Origin of the sequence: Arenibacter catalasegens (assembly GCF_002909235.1) — a bacterium.
Taxonomy (GTDB): domain Bacteria; phylum Bacteroidota; class Bacteroidia; order Flavobacteriales; family Flavobacteriaceae; genus Arenibacter; species Arenibacter catalasegens.
In genome coordinates this window covers 17,311-34,619 of the sequence record NZ_PHQQ01000029.1, presented here as the reverse complement: position 1 = coordinate 34,619, position 17,309 = coordinate 17,311, and the positions used below count along the sequence as shown (strand labels likewise).

The window sequence follows — 17,309 nt, the reverse complement described above, 5'->3', positions numbered from 1 at the left end:
CAAATATCGGTTAATTTGTGAAACTACAACGTTTTCGTAATATATTGATTTTTTAAATTTATAACTTTGTGTTTTATTTGTAACAATTATGGAATACATCATTCGAGATGCCGAAGCCAAGGATATGGCTCAAGTGCACAAATTGATAAAAGAGTTGGCCGTTTTCGAAAAAGAAGACAATGCGGTTGAGGTAAGTGTTGAAGATTTACAGAGGGATGGATTTGGCACCAACAAGTTATTTCATTGCTATGTTGCGGAATCTAACGGCGATGTGGTAGGGATGGCCCTGATATATAACAGGTACTCCACTTGGAAAGGCCCCATTATCCATTTGGAAGATTTAATTGTTACCGAATCAATGAGAGGAAGCGGGCTAGGTGCCGCCTTATTGACCAAGGTTGTGGAACATGGACATAAACTGGGCGTAAAACGCATTAACTGGGAGGTCCTGGACTGGAACGATCCGGCAATTTCATTTTACGAAAGCAGGGGTGCCAAGGTCTTGAGAGATTGGAATGTAGTTCATTTGGACGAAAAAGGAATTCAAACATTTTTAAATATACTATGAGGGTTTTTAAATTTGGAGGAGCATCAGTTAAAGATGCTGACAGTGTAAAGAACGTTGTTAACGTTTTAAAAGAGGTTGGTCATGAAAATACCTTGTTGGTAGTTTCTGCAATGGGCAAGACCACCAATGCCATGGAAAATGTTGTAAACGCCTATTTCAAGGATAAATCGTTGTTGCCCTCGGCAGTACATGAAGTTATTCAGTACCACGAAACTATTCTGCATGACCTATTTCCTAATGATAAGCACCCCGTATTTGCAAGTGTCAAAACTCTTTTTGATGAGGTGCAAGGGTTTTTGGTCTGGAACAAATCTCCTAAATACGGCTTTATCTATGATCAAGTTGTTGGTTATGGAGAATTGGTGTCCACTACCATTCTCAGTGCCTACTTCAATGAAATAGGCATAGCCAATCAATGGTTGGACGTGCGATCCTTGATCAAAACCAATGATGATTATCGCGATGCCATAGTAAATTGGGAGAAAACCCAAACAAATGTTACTGAAAAGGTAGATCAGCGCAAATTAAATATTACCCAAGGCTTTTTGGGCAGTGATGACAACAATTTTACAACCACCTTGGGCCGGGAAGGTTCCGACTACTCCGCTGCCATTTTAGCCTATTGCCTAAATGCAGAGGAGGTGACCATATGGAAAGATGTACCAGGGGTTTTGAACGCTGACCCCAGATATTTTGAAAAAACCGAATTGTTAAACAAAATTTCTTATCGTGAAGCTATAGAACTTGCTTTTTATGGTGCTTCCGTAATACACCCAAAAACCTTACAACCCCTGCAGAGGAAGGAAATACCTTTGCATGTAAAATCCTTTATCAATCCTAAGGACAAGGGCACAACCGTTGGAAAAGGAGTGGGTATAGAACCCAAAGTGCCTTGCTTTATAGTCAAGAAGAACCAAGTCCTAATGAAGCTTTCTTCTCTGGATTTCTCGTTTATAGTAGAGGACAGCATAAGCGAATTGTTTAAAATGCTTCACGATCATCAGATGAAAGTAGACCTGATCCAGAATTCAGCGATAAGTTTTTCAGTCTGTGTCGATAATAAATTTGGCAAATTAGAGGAGCTTTTGAACCAATTGAAAAGTAGGTTTAAGGTAGTACACCATGAAGGTGTTTCCTTGTATACCATTAGGCATTTTGATACAGAAGCTTTAACATCTCTCCAAAATGGCAAGGAGATATTGCTTGAACAACGTGGCAAGGAAACAGTGCAATTGGTAGTGCAATAGGAATATGAATTTATTTGTTGGTACGTTATAATAGGAATAGGTGTAGTGATTTTCCTATCTTAGCGCTGACCAAACTACACTAAGGCATGGGTTTAGTAACCGCAAAGGAAGTAGCCAAGGCTATTAATCTGGATAAATACGGCTTTCTGGGAACATTTATTGGTTGGTTGCTCATGAGGATAACCAAAATTTCCAGTATTAACCGTTTTTATGACGACCATAAGCATTTGGAAGGACTTGCTTTTCTGGATGCCATTTTGGCCCATTATCAGATAAAATTTGAGATTCCAGAGGAAGATTTTAAACGATTGCCAAAACAAGGTTGTTATATTACTATTTCCAATCATCCCCTTGGTGGGATAGACGGTGTACTACTGTTAAAATTACTTTTAAATTACAGATCTGATTTCAAGATAATTGCCAACTTCCTATTGAATAGGATAGAACCTATGTCGCCCTATATTCTTCCCGTTAACCCTTTTGAAACCCATAAGGATGCCAAAAGCAGCATTTCTGGGTTTAAGAGTGCTATGCAGCATTTGAGGGACGGCCATCCTTTGGGTATTTTTCCTGCAGGCGAAGTATCTACCTATAAAGATGGGAAATTAATAGTGGACAGGCCATGGGAAGAAGCTGCCTTGAAACTTATAAGAAGAGCTGAAGTGCCTGTAGTGCCCATTTATTTTCATGCAAAAAACAGTCGATTATTTTATCATTTATCCAAAATAAGCGATATATTTCGTACCGCTAAATTACCCTCCGAAGTTACCAGCCAGAAGAACAGGATCATTAAAGTGCGTATTGGGCAACCCATTTCTGTACAAACTCAGAACGAACAGGAAAATTTAGCAGAATTTTCGGATCTATTGCGCCGCAAAACATATATGCTTTCCAATGCCTATGAAAAGGAAAGGTTGTTGGACTCTATTCCCAACAGTTTAAAAATTCCTAAAGCACCTCGAAAGATTGCCACTGCTGTAAGTACCGAGATTATACAGGAGGAAATTGAGCTATTAAGGGAGAAAGATTGTAGACTGTTACAAAGCAAAAATTACGAAGTCTTTTTGGCCAAGGCTTTGGACATGCCCTTTATTTTACAAGAGATAGGCAGGCAGCGCGAAGTTACCTTCAGAGCGATTGGTGAAGGAACCAACAATTCCATTGACCTGGATAAATTTGACAGTTATTATCGCCACCTCTTCCTTTGGGACGATGAGGAAAAAGTAATTGTAGGGGCTTACCGAATGGGAATGGGTTCCGAAATATTTGAGGAACACGGTATAGACGGGTTTTATTTACAAGATCTTTTTCGATTTGAGCCTGAATTATATAGCATGATGTCCAAATCAATAGAAATGGGCCGGGCCTATATTATTAAGCAATATCAACAAAAACCAATGCCACTTTTCCTTTTATGGAAAGGAATTGTACATACTACCTTGCGATTTCCTGACCACCAATTTTTAATTGGCGGTGTTAGTATAAGTAATCAGTTTTCCAACTTTTCAAAGTCCTTGATGATAGAGTTTATGAAAAGTAATTATTGGGACCCCTATGTAGCACAATACATTAGACCCAAAAAGGAATTTAAGGTAAAGCTCAACGATGCCGACAAAGATTTTATATTTGATGAAAGCGAAGCCGATCTTAATAAGTTTGATAAACTAATTGAAGAAGTGGAACCGGGAAGCTTAAGACTTCCGGTATTGATCAAAAAATATATTAAACAAAATGCCAAGGTTGTTGCATTTAATGTAGACCCCTTATTTAACAATTCAGTGGACGGATTAATGTATATTAAGATAGCCGATCTACCAGAAAGTACGGTGAAGCCAGTAATGGAAGAGTTTCAGGCAGAATTGGAGCGGAAGTTGGCAGAAGGGCAGCAGGATGATGGAGGCCCGATCTAGAAATCTCCTTAAGCCATCTTTATTAGGCATAAAATGCTTTACTGCGCCCCTACAACGGTACTTCTCCTTTCAAATAACAGGTTATCTTTCCAGACATTATCACGTTGGCCTATACGCTCCCTTTTACCTATAAAGCGAAATCCAATATCGAGATGCAATTTCACACTTCCTTTATTTTCGGGAAATATTCCCGATTGCAAGGTCCAAATTCCTGCCCTTTCACTTTCAACAATTAATTGATGCATAAGCAATTTTCCTACCCCTTGGCCTCGATGGCCCTGCCCAATATAAATACTTACCTCTGCTACACCGCCATAAACGCATCTGTTAGACACAGGGGAAAGTGCAGCCCATCCCAATATGGTTTCCCCATTGGCTGCCACCAATCTTCCTATCTTTAGATGTGCGGCATCCCACACCTGGAGCGAAGGCACCGCTTTCTCAAATGTAGCAACGCCCGTATCCATTCCCTGCTGATATATTTGAGCTACCACTGGCCAATCGCTATTATTCATGTGTCGTATTTCCATTTGAAATCCTTTAAGAACAAGTAGATACTAACCACCCGGATTGGATGTCCTATTTATCGTAATATTACGATAAATATTGTCAAAAATAAAGTCAGACCCATAAAACCTGACTTTAAACTATTCTTAGAACCAAGGTTTTTTACCTACTTGATAAGTGTTATAAAATTCTTCATCCGATTTGGTAAGGTAAATAATACCTTCTATGAGACCAATGATTGCAGTAGCCATCACTATAAAACTACCAATTATAAAACACATAGTAGCATAACCAATTACAGTTGACACCAACATTATAATTCCCTCTTTCTGATATCCCATTATAAATTTATGGACCCCCAATTGGCCAAATACTATTGCCAAGATTCCTGCCAGTAATTTTTTGTTGTCTCCTCCGGCCCCTGCCAAACCTTCCTTGAATTCATTAGCCGTTTTTTTGGCTTCCTGCCCAAAGTCCTTTGCAGCTTCCTTAGTGTCCTCTGTAAATTCCTTGGCGGATTCCTTGGCATCTTTTGCAAACTCCTTTGCCGATTCCTTGGCACTTTTAGCAGCGTCCTCTGCCTTATCGCCTAAATCCTTGTTTTCTTCTGACATGGTTGTTTTTTTAGTTGATTAATAATTGAACTAAATGTAATAATTATTTCCCAATCAAAGAAACGCTTTATCATTAGGTTCCCATAATTCCAATTTATTGCCATCGGGGTCTAAAATCCATCCAAATTTACCGTAATTATACTCTTCAATTTCACCTACAATGGTAACTCCTTCTTCCTCTAAAACTTTAAGTAGCTCCACCAAATTCTCCACTCTGAAGTTCATCATAAAGGTAGATTTGCTGGGTTTAAAATAGGGAGTATCCTCTTTCATAGGGCTCCATTGCGTAGAACAATCGCCACCCTCCTTATCTTTCCACCAAAAAGTACAGCCATATTGATCGGTGTTGAGTCCAAGGTGTTTATTATACCATTGTTTAATACCATTGGGGTCTTTGGTCTTAAAGAAAAAACCTCCCAATCCTGTAACTCTATTTTTCATGATAGCCCTATTTTGATTTCCTTAATTTTAGAATGTACGACAATTCTATATATTAAAGGTAAACCATGTGTGCCAAAAAACTTAAATAGCTCCTAACACCACTGGCTTAACAAAATTTCCCCTTTATCTTATCTACCACAGTCTGTGCCAATTTAATTTTACTCTCTACGGTCCATCCAGCCACATGGGGCGTAAGCAATACATTCTCCGCATTGATCAAATAGGTAAAGGCCTCTGGTAATCCTGACTCACTAAACATATCTTCGAAAGACTTTTTTTCATATTCAAGGACATCCAAACCAGCTCCAAGTATTTTACCCTCTTTCATTGCGGCCACAAGATCCTCTGTAACCACGCATTTGCCCCTAGCAGTATTGATCAACCAAAGCGGGTTCCGGAAATCTTTTAAAAACTCGGCATTTATCATATTCTTGGTCGAGTCCGTCTGAGGCACATGTAAACTTATTACCTCTGCCCTTTGTTTTAATTCCATAATCCCTACTTGCCTAGCGTTCTCATCACCCACACCGCCAACTATATCATAGCAAATAACCTCTACATCAAAGCCCTTTAGCTTCTTGGCGAAGGCCTTTCCCATATTGCCATAGCCAATGATTCCTACGGTTTTACCGTCCAGTTCAATACCACGGTTACCTTCCCGGTCCCATTTCCCATTTCTCACCTCTTGATCCGCCTTATTAAGTTTATTAAAGAGCGACAATAACATTCCCAATGCATGTTCCCCAACGGCATTCCTGTTTCCTTCAGGCGCAGCTGCTAGAAAAATTCCCAGTCGCTTGGCATGTTCGGTGTCTATATTTTCCAACCCAGCTCCCAATCGTCCAATAAACTTTAGGTTGGTGGCCTTATCCAAAAAAGCTTCATCAATAGTGAACCTACTCCTGATGATGAGACCATCATATTCACTTATTTTCTTTTCGATCTGCTCTTTAGTGGAGGTGTAATCTTCGTCATTTTGAAACCCCAAAGCATTAAATTGTTCAATGATCAATGGGTGATTTACATCTAGATGGAGGACTTTCATAAAATTTTTATTATGCCGTAAAGATACAAGACCACTTTACTACTGGAAACAAGAACCAAGACTATTTTTTCATAATTTAATATGAATTGTAATAAGCCATTAGTCTGGATATAATAAATTGAGCGGTATTATCGACGGTAAATAGTCAAGATTTGAAGACACTTTCACTTTCTTTATACAATAGGAAAAATTTTCGGCCTGAATTTCTACTATTCCCCGAAACCACTTAACCTTTTCCCAATGTGCCGACTGGAAATATATTATTTTCCCAAAAATTTAATCTTCGGAAAATATCTAACCTCTTTTTCTTTATCAATTAAAAACGTATTGAATATTATGGAGACAAAATTAAATAAATACATAAAAATTAGAAAGAACATATTAAATCTTATACCCGAAATTATATTGCTCATGGAAACAACTCCAGTAGACTTCAAGGAGTAGGCCATATAGATCGCATTACATACAAACCCGAGGGAAAAAATAATTGTCCAGGTAATTTCGAAATTGATTACATCCTTACCAATTCTATTAATGTCCTTCAATTTGTCTTTTTTAGAAATCCACATTATTAACGGAACAAGAATTCCAAGTAAGGGGAAGAAAAGAAAAGTAAGTGCAGATAAGTTTAGAGCTTTCAAAAAACCTTTATCCTCAACAATTGCCCAATCTACTAGTTCGTTTGGTGTAACATTTAATGCTTTTGCTATTCGTTTAAGGGTATCAGCTGTTGGTTCGGTTTCTCCGTTCTCAATACGTTGGATTGTTCTTAAACTAAGTCCCGAATTTTCAGTTAGCCCCTCTTGGGACAAGCCATTTCTTTTTCTTAATTCCTTTACCCTTTTTGCTAAATTTCTATTCTTCATTCTTGGAGTTTAAATAATTTAAAACAAAACTAAATGAGATCTGATGTTTAGGTAGCGTCATCCTTATGACATCTTTACGTCAACTGTGGCGACCGCTCCCATTTAGGTCGTTTAAGGCCAATGCAATGGCATTGAATTTCACCTATAGCTTTGGATTAAATAGCTTCTGCCCCAAACTTAATCACCCTTATTCCCTAAAGACCAATGAGGTTTATCTGCAAATAAAATTAAATGAAGATTTTGCACTAGGGATTGCAGCTGGCTACCATGTAGCGCGGAAAGCCCGCCACCGCCAAAGAAGGTGGAGTGCCCTAGATTCCCAATATAACCTTGGCGATGGAAAAATATATTAAAATTCCAAAAATATCATTGCTAGTGGTAATAAAAGGCCCTGTAGCAATGGCAGGATCTATGCCCCTTTTATGCAAGAACAACGGTATAAATGTTCCAATAATTCCGGCCACTACGGTTACCGTTATCAGGGAAATGGAAATAGCCAAGGAGGTAAGAAAACTACCTTTCCATATCCAAGTAAAAAATAATAGTATGGATGCCAAAACCGACCCATTGAGCAAAGCCAGCAACATTTCTTTTACAAGCCTACCACCAATACTCCCTTTAAGATCATCATTGGCCAAACCCTGCACCATAATAGCACTGGATTGCACCCCAACATTACCGGCCATAGCCGCTATTAGTGGGGTAAAGAAGAATAGTACGCCATAATCGCTCATCAGTGTCTCAAAGCCCCCCATAATGGCTGCTGCCCCTACACCTCCCAAAAGGCCCAGAAACAACCATGGCAATCTGGCTCTGGTCAGGTCCCAAATACTGTCATCCGCCTCTACATCTTGAGAAATACCAGCTGCCAACTGATAATCCTTTTCTGCTTCTTCCCTTATAACATCTACAATATCATCTATAGTAATACGGCCTACAAGCCTACCTATTTCATCGATTACCGGAATAGCCTCCAAATCGTATTTCGACATAATTTTGGCAACTTCCTCCGGTTTTTCATTTACGTTGACCGCATCTACCTTGGGTATATAAACTTCACTAATATGGGTCTTTGTAGAGGTGGTTAGCAAATCTTTCAGAGAAAGTCGACCTTTTAGTTTGCCTTCATCATCTACCACATAAATGGAATGCACCCTGGTCACTTTTTCCGCCTGTGCCCTCATTTCCTTTACACAGGTAAGTACGTTCCAATTCTCATTGACTTTGACCAATTCCTTAGCCATAAGTCCCCCTGCGGAATTTTCGTCATAGCGCAACAGGTCAACAATATGCTTGGCATGCTCCCTGTCCTCCAATTCCGAAATAACCTCTTGGACCATCCCTTTGGGAAGCTCTCCTATAATATCTGCGGCATCATCCGTATCCAACTCATCCAGTTCTCCTGCTATTTCCTTGGCCGAAAGGTTGGCAAGGATGGCTTCCCGTACATCAACATCCAACTCCGTAAGGGTTTCCGATGTTTTTTCGCTATCGAGAAGTTTTATGAGATAGGTAGCGTGGTCCTCGTCCAATTCATTGATAATCTCCGCCACATCCGCATAATGCACCTCAGCTAACAGGGCAGCCAATTGGGCATCCTGCTTGCTGTCTATTAGCTGCTCTATATCAACTAAATATTCCTCGGTGAGTTTAAATGGTGTCATTTGCTATCTTCTGTGTCAACGAAATGAAGTCCGCAACCGTTAATTGTTCCGGACGCAGGCCAAATATAGCATCTTCTTTGAGAACATCAGAAAGATTGAAGGTTTTTAAACTGTTACGAATCGTCTTCCTACGTTGATTAAAGACTGCTTTTACCACCTGCTTGAATAATCTTTCATCCACTTCCAAATGGAAGTTGGACTTCCTTATGAGCCTTAATACTCCCGACTGTACTTTTGGCGGCGGATCAAAAACTTCTGGAGACACTGTAAATAAATATTCAGCATCGTAAAAGGCCTGCACCAATACGGAAAGTATACCATAGGCCTTACTCCCCTCCTTTTCACAAATTCTTTCCGCTACCTCTTTTTGAAACATCCCTGTAAATTCGGGAACCTGATCTTTAAATTCCAACATCTTAAAAACAATCTGCGTCGAAATATTGTACGGAAAATTACCGGTTATGGCAAACTGCTCTTCCCCAAAAAGGGTCCATAGGTCATACTTTAAAAAATCTGCCTCCAAAACCTTAAACTCACCCGTGCGCTGCATTACCTTATTGTGTTCTAGAGGAAAACTGTGGTTTAGGTAAATTATGGAATCTGCATCCAGATCCATGGCCACCAAATCGATATCCTTTTCCAACAAATATTTGGTAAGCACTCCCGTACCCGGGCCTATTTCTATAACATTGCGATATCCGTTCAACGTAAGGGTATCCCCAATTTGCTGCGCAACAGTCTCATCTTTCAAAAAATGTTGCCCTAAATGTTTTTTTGCCTTTACGGGGCTTTCCTCCTTCCACGGTCTATTAAACTTCTCTTTTTTGGAATGAAATGGTTTTTTTCCTTTTTTACTCATGGCGCTTCGTAATAAAGTAATACAATTAGTGTTCGCTTATGATAGCCAACTCTGTCCTAAAGGCAACAAACTTCCCAGCAAAGAGTTCCATCACTTTTTTACGGAGTCTTTCTGCGTCTTCGTCGTAATATTTTTGTAACATCTCTTTAGAATCGGTCGTATATTGAATGGAATAGGTAATGCCGCCCATCTCCTCCTCTACCAAAACTTTGGTCATTAAAGCCTTGGAAAACTTTCCAGTGGCCAACATCTCGGGGATATGGACCTCCTTCATCCACGACAACCAATTCTTCTGAATCGATTCTTCAATATTCATGGTAACATTATAGATATACATGCTATTTCTTTGCTTTCCCAAATGGGAAAATTCAACTTCGTTTAAAAATGTGCCAGGTTTTTTGGACAATTAATTGATACTGTCTCCCCGCAGCATCCTGAAATTCTTCCTAGCCTGTGGAAAATAGTAACTATCCTGATAATTATAGATGATTTTCTCGTAATGGGCCTTTGCCTTTTCAGGTTGATTTAGAATATTCCGATACAATTCAGCCAAAGCGAAATTAGCATCATCCGCCAAAATATCATTGGCATAAAATTCCACTATTTTAAGATAGTTAAATTCTGCCCTTTCATAATCCTTTAACTCCGTTAAAATTTCAGCCTGCTTCATAAGTGCCTCATCCTCAATTTTCTCCCCCTTATGGTTTTGGAGGATATCCTCCAATAGAGCAACGGCATCCTTCTTTTTATTTTGATACGCCAAGAAGTCTGCACGGGCATATTTTTTTAAAGCTGTTTGAGTAGAATCTTCCAAAGAGTTGTCCGAAATCAACAAGCTTAATTGCATGGCATCATTGGCCATTAATTGAGAAGTTGATCCTCTAAGCACCTTTAATTGGGTCAGCGCCCAATCAAAATCCCCTTTATAGAAACTGGTTTGTGCTACCTTAAACCTGGCCTCTTGACCTAGGACATCGTTTTTTAGGTCTTTCTGGATTTGGGAAAAATAGATCAATGCCTGATTAAATTTCTGATCATATACCAATATATCGCCCAAGGTACTTTTAATAAAGGATTTGCCGTAATTATTTAGAGGAAGTTCTAGGCTTTGACCTAGAATTTCAATGGCGGGTTCCGGGGTATTTCTATTAAACGTTAAAAATTTAGAATAGGCAATTTGAAGTTGTAAAGTTTCCATTTCATAACCGTAAACATTTAATAAATCATTAAACTTAGCCTGAACCTTGTCCAGCACTTTTTCATCAGCATCGAGTAAATCTATATCGATAAGATTAAGTTGGGCATCCAAAACCATGACAGCATCGGCACTATTTTGAGAAATATATTCAAATATGTCCTTTGCCGTTTTTTCATCTTGTTCCTCCAATGCCAATTTACCCAATCCCTGTAAACGTTGCAAAGAATTTTCAGCACCCCTTTTATAAATCGCCTTTTCCTGACTAAAGGCACTTTTAAATTGTTTCTGCTGTACAAAAAGCCAGCTCAACAGTTCATTCCACAAAATATCCGGGTTCTTTTGAGCATTCTGAAGTACGACCTTTTTGAATTTTATGTTATTGGGGTTTTCAGCATCGGAACTAATAAAATCATTTATATTCTTAAGTACATTAGCCTGGGAAGCCCTGCCTTCACTAATTAATTTTAAGTAGGAATCATACATTTGTTCTATGTTCCCCTGCTCACCATAAATCCTTGCCTTTTGAAAATTATAATCCAATTGGGGGTTTAACTCCATTGCAAGAGAATATGCCCTAATGGCATAATCCAACAAAGCATATTTTTGAAATCTATAGCCAAGGCCATAGCCGAAATTCGGATTTTCATTTATTTTCTGGAGCGCTGCGTTATAATACTCGGTTGCCTTTTCTGGCATTTCCTGCAAGGTATAATTGTAACCCAGCTCAATCAGCATCGTAGGATAAATATTTTGCCCATCTACAGCCTTCAACAAGAATTGTTCTGCCTTATCATATGCTTCCAATTGTTGGTAGCAGGCAACCAACCCCTCACCATAATCCGTCCTCATTGGGTTTTTGGCGACCAACTTCTCATAAAACACAACCGCCTTCTCATAGGCGCCATCCTCAAAATACTGTTTTGCCAAGAAGTCTTCTTGGGAAAGCAGCAATTGGCAACAGGAAAATATAAGAAAGAAGAGAAATGGTCGCAAGGAATCTTTTTTTTCAAAGATACGTAGAATGTATAAAGTGGACGTTAAGGGGAATACAAAGAATTACCTGGAACAAAACTTTAAATTCTCTATAGATTTTAGATGTAACTTTGATCATTATCTTGTGTACATGAAACTTTTAATAGCAGAAGACGAAACTTCTTTACAACAATCCATAGTTACCTATTTGGAAAAGGATGGGAATGTTTGTGAATGCGCTTCCAATTATGATGAGGCCATTTACAAAGTATCGCTATATGATTACGACATAATTATACTTGATATCAATTTGGTCACAGGAAGTGGCTTGGATGTGCTAAAACAGCTAAAAAAAGAAAAGAAAAAAGCGGGTGTAATAATTATTTCAGCCAACAACTCCTTGAGCGATAAACTTGAAGGCCTAGATTTTGGGGCAGATGATTATATCACCAAGCCCTTTCATTTGGCCGAGCTTAATTCGCGTATAAAAGCCGTTTTGAGACGAGGTAAATTTGGTGGCGATGAAAGTATTGTATTCAATGAAATACGAATAGATACCAGGGCTAAATCCGCCTATATAATGGACACTCCTATGACCCTTACCAGAAAGGAATTCGACCTATTACTTTTCTTTATTACGAATAAAAATAGGGTACTCTCCAAAGAAATTATTGCAGAACACTTATGGGGTGATAATAGCGATTTGGCAGATAATTTTGATTTTATCTATGTGCACATCAACAACCTGAGGAAAAAATTAACATTCGAAGGTGCAAAATACATCAAGACCGCATACGGGAGTGGTTATAAATTTACTGAAGAATAAAACTTGGCCAAGAAGAATATTAAAATACCGCTGTTGCAACAAGCATCCAAAACATTTCTTTGGGCCAGTTTGCTATTAATGATCATTAGTACCTTTGCGCTCTACTTTTACGTAAGTTGGCTTCTTAAGCAGGAAGTGGAAGAAGAATTGTTTTCAGCAGAGGCAAGAATAGAAAGCGCCCTAATTGCAGGAAAACACCCCAGTTCCCTGGCCCCTATAATTGAGGTGGTGGAGGTAGACCACCCCCAAGCTACATTTACTAAAGACACAGTCATATACGACCCCTCCCAAAATGAAATGGAATTGTTCAGGGAATTATCTACCTATAAGAATATAAACAGCAAATTTTACAAGATATCTGTCCGCGTTCTTGTTGTTGAGTCTAAGGAAATTTTATGGGCCATAATCCTTTCTTACATATTTATAATCCTACTTGTTTTTATTTTCCAGTTTTATCTAAATAAATCCTATAACAAGAAGCTCTGGCATCCGTTTTTCCACAATTTGGAACAAATGAAAACATTTTCGTTGTTGTCCAAAAAACCAATACAGTTTCTGGACAGTGAAATTCTTGAATTTTCCGAATTGAATAAAGAGATTACCCTATTGACAGGTAAAGTTAAGGACGATTACGAAAACTTGAAACAATATACAGAAGACGTCTCCCACGAACTACAGACCCCTCTTGCCATTATACAGGCTAAAATTGAAAATATAATAAACGATCAAACGGTAACCGAGGTACAATTTAAACAATTAACCTCTATCCAAAGGGACATACAGCGCTTAACACAATTAAACAAAGGCCTGACCCTGTTGACCAAATTAGAGAATCAACAATTTACGCACAAGGAAAATATTGACATTACCGGTCTTACAGACCAAATCATCGCAAATTTTAGTGAGATAACCTCAATTACCCTTTCCTTTCAAAAAACCAACAACATTTGGGCCAGCATGGATCCTTATTTAGCGGAGATATTGTGCAACAACATAATTTCCAACGCTATTAAGCATAACTCCAATAGCGAGCCCATAACCATTGAAGCTAAAGACATGATTCTTACCGTATCCAATTTTGGCCAAAAGCCAATTGCCAATCCACAACATCTATTTACCCGATTTTACAGGGAAACCAAGGAAACAAAATCGACAGGCTTGGGGCTGGCCATTGTAAAAAAAATATGTGATCTATACGGTTACCATATTTCCTATAAGCATATAAAAGACCATCATTGTTTTTCAATAGATTTTGATACAACACAAGCCTCCTAAAAATAAATATGCCCAAGGAGATAAGCTTTAAATTCTCTTTAGATTATTCTCCTACTTTTCCACAATTTTGAATTTAGAACACCATAATGAAAAAAAACACCTTCCTTTTAATACTATTTATACTACTTGGACTTACAGCAGTTTCCGCACAGAAATCCATCAGCATCACTGGGCGATTGATAGATGCCGACACTAATGAGACCTTACCATTTGCCAATGTCTCGGTAAACCGATTTTCCGATAATGTTTTGGTAACAGGGGCCGTTACCGACGATGATGGTATGTTCTTAATTGAGAATATCCCGGTAGACACCTATACTATTTATTTTTCTTATTTGGGATATGCAGGAGCAACACAAAAAATAATTACAACTGGCCTTAACACTGTATTTGACCTGGGCCGTATAGCACTATTCCCAGACGCAGAAATGCTAAATGAGATAGAGGTTAGTGCAAAACAGGCAACTACCAATTCTGAATTGAATAAAAAATCCTTTAACCTAAGTGATAACATTGCCCAATCAGGGGGTTCTGTATTGGATGCCATGAAAACTATGCCCGGGGTTAGCTTTGATCAAGAAGGTAAAGTAATACTTCGCGGAAGCGATAAGGTCGTTATTTTAATTGACGGAAAACAATCCAGCCTTACGGGATACGGAAATCAAAAAGGACTGGGCAATATCCCAGCTACCAACATCGAAAAAATTGAAATAATCAATAATCCCTCTGCCAAATACGACGCAAATGGATTTGCAGGGATTATCAATATCATTTATAAAAAAGAAAATCAAACCGGGTTTAATGGTGATGTAGGACTTTCATTTGGCCTTGGGGCATTTGATAAAAAGAAGGAGGACACCAAGACCGATCTGGGTTCTTTCTCCCTTAACCCAAAACTTATTCCCAGTCTCAATTTCAATTACAAGACCAATAAATTGAACTACTTTGTTCTATCGGAATTTATAGTGCAGGAAGCCCTGCCAAATAATGAGTTTACTACCCGCCATTATGATGATGGCAGAAATACTATTTCCCAAGTACCTGAAAACCGCAGACAATTTAGGGTAATTATTAATGGCGGCTTGGATTGGGAGCTTACTGAAAATGATGCTATCACCTTTTCCGGAATGTATGATCGCGAAAAACACATAGACACCTCGCAGGTAGCTTTTACAAATCTGAATACCAATACCCGGGAAAGGTATTACAATTGGCAGGAGGAAGAAATTACAAGTTATATAAATGTTGCCGTTAATTACAAACACAAATTTTCCAAGATTGGACATACGCTTAGTGCCAATGCACAATACACTAGAGGGCTGGAGGATGAAAGCTATTTCCTGAACGATAGTTCCGCCATTAGGGTGGGAAGGGACGCCACCAATATTTTGGCCGTTGAACATACAACAAGCTTCTCTGCGGATTATTCCAGGGCTTTAAAGCACGGAAAAATAGAATTGGGAACCAAGGCTAGAATCAGAAGACTACCCGTGGATTATACTATAACTCCTGGGAACAATAGTATTATATATCCCAATATGGGGGCATATTCCGATTGGGGCGAAAATCTTTATGCCCTTTACACCAACTATTTATTGGAACAAGAAAAATTTGACATTGAAGCAGGTATGCGGGCCGAGCACACCGATGTTTTTTATGATATAGATCCCGCAAATAACTACTATCAAAATAACGACGCCTACAACTATTTCGAACTTTTTCCTAGCCTGCGATTTACTTATAAACTCAATGATTACAATAAGTTCTCCGTATTCTATAATAGACGGGTAGACCGACCAGGGGAACCAGAACTTAGGATTTTTCCAAAATACGACGATCCGGAACTCCTAAAGGTGGGCAATCCGTATCTACGGCCACAATTCACGGACGCCATGGAACTTGCCCATAAATACAGCTGGGGTAGCGGTTCCCTTTTTTCTGCATTGTACCACAGAATGACCAAGGATCAATATATGCGTATTTTTAGTATAGACGACTCCAACCCTGATTATGATATTGTAAACAAAATATATCAAAATACAGGTAATGCCACAAATACCGGAATTGAGTTACTGCTAAGTCAGGACATGACCCGAAATTGGAAATTGTCCGCCAGTTTTAATTGGTACGCAAACCACATAGACAACTATACTGGCTCTTTATTATTCCCTTATGTGAGGCCATTTCTTATTGAAAAATCAACCGATAATGCAGGAGATTTTAAAATTAATAACGAAGTTACCTTGCCTAAAAACTGGACCCTACAACTTACTGGCTTATATTACTCGGACAAGAATATTCCTCAAGGCAAAGAACTATCACGATCCTCGATTGATGCAGGTATAAAGAAAATTGTTTGGGACGGTCATGGAGAATTTACACTATCTGCCTCGGACATCTTTAACACATTTGGCCTACGGCAGGAAGTGAAAAGTGATGGTTTTACAGCTATTTATGAGAATTATTTTGAAACACAGATAGCAAGAGTTGGATTTAAGTATAAGTTTTAATATTACAAAACTTCCCTTGTCTTATATTATTCGATAACCAAAGTAATCAATTCAATATTTTAAGTTATTCCCCTTTTATGCATTCGTACCAGCTCATTTATAATCAAAATGGACAAAATTGAAAGTAATACCGCTGAGGAACCGATAGTCCCGAGATTTAACCCGCCCTTTTCTAGAGGTTTTGTTAGTAAGTCTCCAAAAGTGGCCCCAAATGGTCTGGTTAAAATAAAAGCAATCCAAAAGAGTAAAATAGTGGACACTTGGGTATAAAATTTCAAGAATACCACACCCAGTAGCAATAAGCCTATTAACAGTGCTCCACCAGCAAACCCTAGACCCGAATCATCTGCGAGATAATCACCCAAGGCAGTACCTAAAGTATTGGAGCACAAGATAGCTATCCAGTAAAACAACTCTGGTCTAAAGGTTGAAATATTGGATACTTCCAATGACTTTTCCGTCTTCCACCAAACCAATAAAACGATCATGAGACACAAAAAGAGCAGTAATGACCCCTTTGCATATCCCAAGCCAAGAGTTCTATCCATATAATCCGAAATGGTAGTACCTGCCGTACTGGTTGAAATGATTACCAGCCAATAAATTACCGGATTGTATTTTTTTGATTTTAGTTGAAGTATCAATGTCATCAAAAAAAATCCGAGCAGTATAACAGAACTTAACCCATAACCTATCTTTAAAGTCATAGATAGCAGGTCTCCAGCGGTTTCTCCAAAGGTGGTTGCACATATTTTCATAACCCAAAAAACCAGTGTTACTTCGGCCACCTTTTTCATAAATTGTTTC

At 38.6% G+C, this 17,309-nt stretch carries 16 protein-coding genes; 6 read left to right on the top strand and 10 right to left on the bottom strand.

Annotated features, from left to right (window positions below):
- Positions 1-88: 88 nt before the first annotated feature.
- The 3 genes from CWD90_RS19230 (at position 89) to CWD90_RS19220 (ending at position 3,725) form a co-directional block, all read left to right on the top strand.
- Positions 89-568: a GNAT family N-acetyltransferase gene (locus CWD90_RS19230; protein WP_103477690.1), complete on the top strand. Its 480-nt coding sequence runs from the start codon at positions 89-91 to the stop codon at positions 566-568.
- Complete coding sequence (locus tag CWD90_RS19225) at positions 565-1,815, top strand: aspartate kinase (protein WP_103477689.1); 1,251 nt, start codon at positions 565-567, stop codon at positions 1,813-1,815. The genes CWD90_RS19230 and CWD90_RS19225 overlap by 4 nt, the downstream gene beginning before the upstream one ends.
- Positions 1,816-1,901: 86 nt before the next feature.
- On the top strand, positions 1,902-3,725 hold the full coding sequence (locus CWD90_RS19220) for a GNAT family N-acyltransferase (RefSeq protein ID WP_103477688.1): 1,824 nt from the start codon (positions 1,902-1,904) through the stop codon (positions 3,723-3,725).
- 38 nt (positions 3,726-3,763) lie between these two features.
- Here CWD90_RS19220 and CWD90_RS19215 read toward each other — a convergent pair whose 3' ends face one another.
- The 9 genes from CWD90_RS19215 to CWD90_RS19170 form a co-directional block, all read right to left on the bottom strand.
- Positions 3,764-4,255 (bottom strand): GNAT family N-acetyltransferase, encoded by a 492-nt coding sequence (locus CWD90_RS19215; protein ID WP_103477687.1) that lies wholly within the window; start codon positions 4,253-4,255, stop codon positions 3,764-3,766.
- Positions 4,256-4,378: 123 nt separating this feature from the next.
- On the bottom strand, positions 4,379-4,846 hold the full coding sequence (locus CWD90_RS19210) for an NINE protein (protein ID WP_103477686.1): 468 nt from the start codon (positions 4,844-4,846) through the stop codon (positions 4,379-4,381).
- Between the two features lie 54 nt (positions 4,847-4,900).
- Positions 4,901-5,287 carry a VOC family protein gene (locus CWD90_RS19205; protein WP_103477685.1) on the bottom strand — a complete coding sequence of 129 codons (387 nt, stop codon included), beginning with the start codon at positions 5,285-5,287 and terminating at the stop codon, positions 4,901-4,903.
- Positions 5,288-5,393: 106 nt separating this feature from the next.
- Positions 5,394-6,332: a 2-hydroxyacid dehydrogenase gene (locus CWD90_RS19200; RefSeq protein WP_103477684.1), complete on the bottom strand. Its 939-nt coding sequence runs from the start codon at positions 6,330-6,332 to the stop codon at positions 5,394-5,396.
- A 260-nt stretch (positions 6,333-6,592) separates the two neighbouring features.
- Positions 6,593-7,198, bottom strand: a complete 606-nt coding sequence (locus CWD90_RS19195) for a helix-turn-helix domain-containing protein (protein WP_103477683.1) — start codon at positions 7,196-7,198, stop codon at positions 6,593-6,595.
- Between the two features lie 311 nt (positions 7,199-7,509).
- The gene (gene mgtE / locus CWD90_RS19185) at positions 7,510-8,862 is read right to left on the bottom strand and encodes a magnesium transporter (RefSeq protein WP_103477681.1); all 1,353 of its coding nucleotides are present in this window, start codon (positions 8,860-8,862) and stop codon (positions 7,510-7,512) included.
- Positions 8,849-9,721 (bottom strand): 16S rRNA (adenine(1518)-N(6)/adenine(1519)-N(6))-dimethyltransferase RsmA, encoded by an 873-nt coding sequence (gene rsmA / locus CWD90_RS19180; protein WP_103477680.1) that lies wholly within the window; start codon positions 9,719-9,721, stop codon positions 8,849-8,851. Before rsmA ends, mgtE begins: the two co-directional genes overlap by 14 nt.
- Before the next feature lie 25 nt (positions 9,722-9,746).
- Positions 9,747-10,058, bottom strand: a complete 312-nt coding sequence (locus tag CWD90_RS19175) for a DUF4286 family protein (RefSeq protein WP_103477728.1) — start codon at positions 10,056-10,058, stop codon at positions 9,747-9,749.
- Positions 10,059-10,127: 69 nt separating this feature from the next.
- Complete coding sequence (locus tag CWD90_RS19170; protein WP_103477679.1) at positions 10,128-11,912, bottom strand: tetratricopeptide repeat protein; 1,785 nt, start codon at positions 11,910-11,912, stop codon at positions 10,128-10,130.
- Between the two features lie 130 nt (positions 11,913-12,042).
- Here CWD90_RS19170 and CWD90_RS19165 point away from each other — a divergent pair, with 130 nt between their 5' ends.
- The 3 genes from CWD90_RS19165 (at position 12,043) to CWD90_RS19155 (ending at position 16,502) form a co-directional block, all read left to right on the top strand.
- On the top strand, positions 12,043-12,717 hold the full coding sequence (locus CWD90_RS19165) for a response regulator transcription factor (protein ID WP_103477727.1): 675 nt from the start codon (positions 12,043-12,045) through the stop codon (positions 12,715-12,717).
- A 3-nt stretch (positions 12,718-12,720) separates the two neighbouring features.
- Positions 12,721-13,992 (top strand): sensor histidine kinase, encoded by a 1,272-nt coding sequence (locus CWD90_RS19160; protein WP_239986564.1) that lies wholly within the window; start codon positions 12,721-12,723, stop codon positions 13,990-13,992.
- An 86-nt stretch (positions 13,993-14,078) separates the two neighbouring features.
- Positions 14,079-16,502 (top strand): outer membrane beta-barrel protein, encoded by a 2,424-nt coding sequence (locus CWD90_RS19155; RefSeq protein ID WP_103477678.1) that lies wholly within the window; start codon positions 14,079-14,081, stop codon positions 16,500-16,502.
- 59 nt (positions 16,503-16,561) lie between these two features.
- Here the strand turns inward: CWD90_RS19155 and CWD90_RS19150 are convergent, their stop codons facing one another.
- Entirely contained in the window at positions 16,562-17,299 is a 738-nt protein-coding gene (locus CWD90_RS19150) for a COG4705 family protein (RefSeq protein WP_103477677.1), read from the bottom strand.
- Positions 17,300-17,309 lie beyond the last annotated feature (10 nt).

Bases quoted from the DNA above. Each gene is read 5' to 3' on its own strand.
- CWD90_RS19230 (WP_103477690.1), top strand. From the start codon at position 89: ATGGAATACATCATTCGAGATGCCGAAGCCAAGGATATGGCTCAAGTG.
- CWD90_RS19225 (WP_103477689.1), top strand. From the start codon at position 565: ATGAGGGTTTTTAAATTTGGAGGAGCATCAGTTAAAGATGCTGACAGT.
- CWD90_RS19220 (WP_103477688.1), top strand. From the start codon at position 1,902: ATGGGTTTAGTAACCGCAAAGGAAGTAGCCAAGGCTATTAATCTGGAT.
- CWD90_RS19215 (WP_103477687.1), bottom strand. From the start codon at position 4,255: ATGGAAATACGACACATGAATAATAGCGATTGGCCAGTGGTAGCTCAA.
- CWD90_RS19210 (WP_103477686.1), bottom strand. From the start codon at position 4,846: ATGTCAGAAGAAAACAAGGATTTAGGCGATAAGGCAGAGGACGCTGCT.
- CWD90_RS19205 (WP_103477685.1), bottom strand. From the start codon at position 5,287: ATGAAAAATAGAGTTACAGGATTGGGAGGTTTTTTCTTTAAGACCAAA.
- CWD90_RS19200 (WP_103477684.1), bottom strand. From the start codon at position 6,332: ATGAAAGTCCTCCATCTAGATGTAAATCACCCATTGATCATTGAACAA.
- CWD90_RS19195 (WP_103477683.1), bottom strand. From the start codon at position 7,198: ATGAAGAATAGAAATTTAGCAAAAAGGGTAAAGGAATTAAGAAAAAGA.
- mgtE (WP_103477681.1), bottom strand. From the start codon at position 8,862: ATGACACCATTTAAACTCACCGAGGAATATTTAGTTGATATAGAGCAG.
- rsmA (WP_103477680.1), bottom strand. From the start codon at position 9,721: ATGAGTAAAAAAGGAAAAAAACCATTTCATTCCAAAAAAGAGAAGTTT.
- CWD90_RS19175 (WP_103477728.1), bottom strand. From the start codon at position 10,058: ATGTATATCTATAATGTTACCATGAATATTGAAGAATCGATTCAGAAG.
- CWD90_RS19165 (WP_103477727.1), top strand. From the start codon at position 12,043: ATGAAACTTTTAATAGCAGAAGACGAAACTTCTTTACAACAATCCATA.
- CWD90_RS19155 (WP_103477678.1), top strand. From the start codon at position 14,079: ATGAAAAAAAACACCTTCCTTTTAATACTATTTATACTACTTGGACTT.
- CWD90_RS19150 (WP_103477677.1), bottom strand. From the start codon at position 17,299: ATGAAAAAGGTGGCCGAAGTAACACTGGTTTTTTGGGTTATGAAAATA.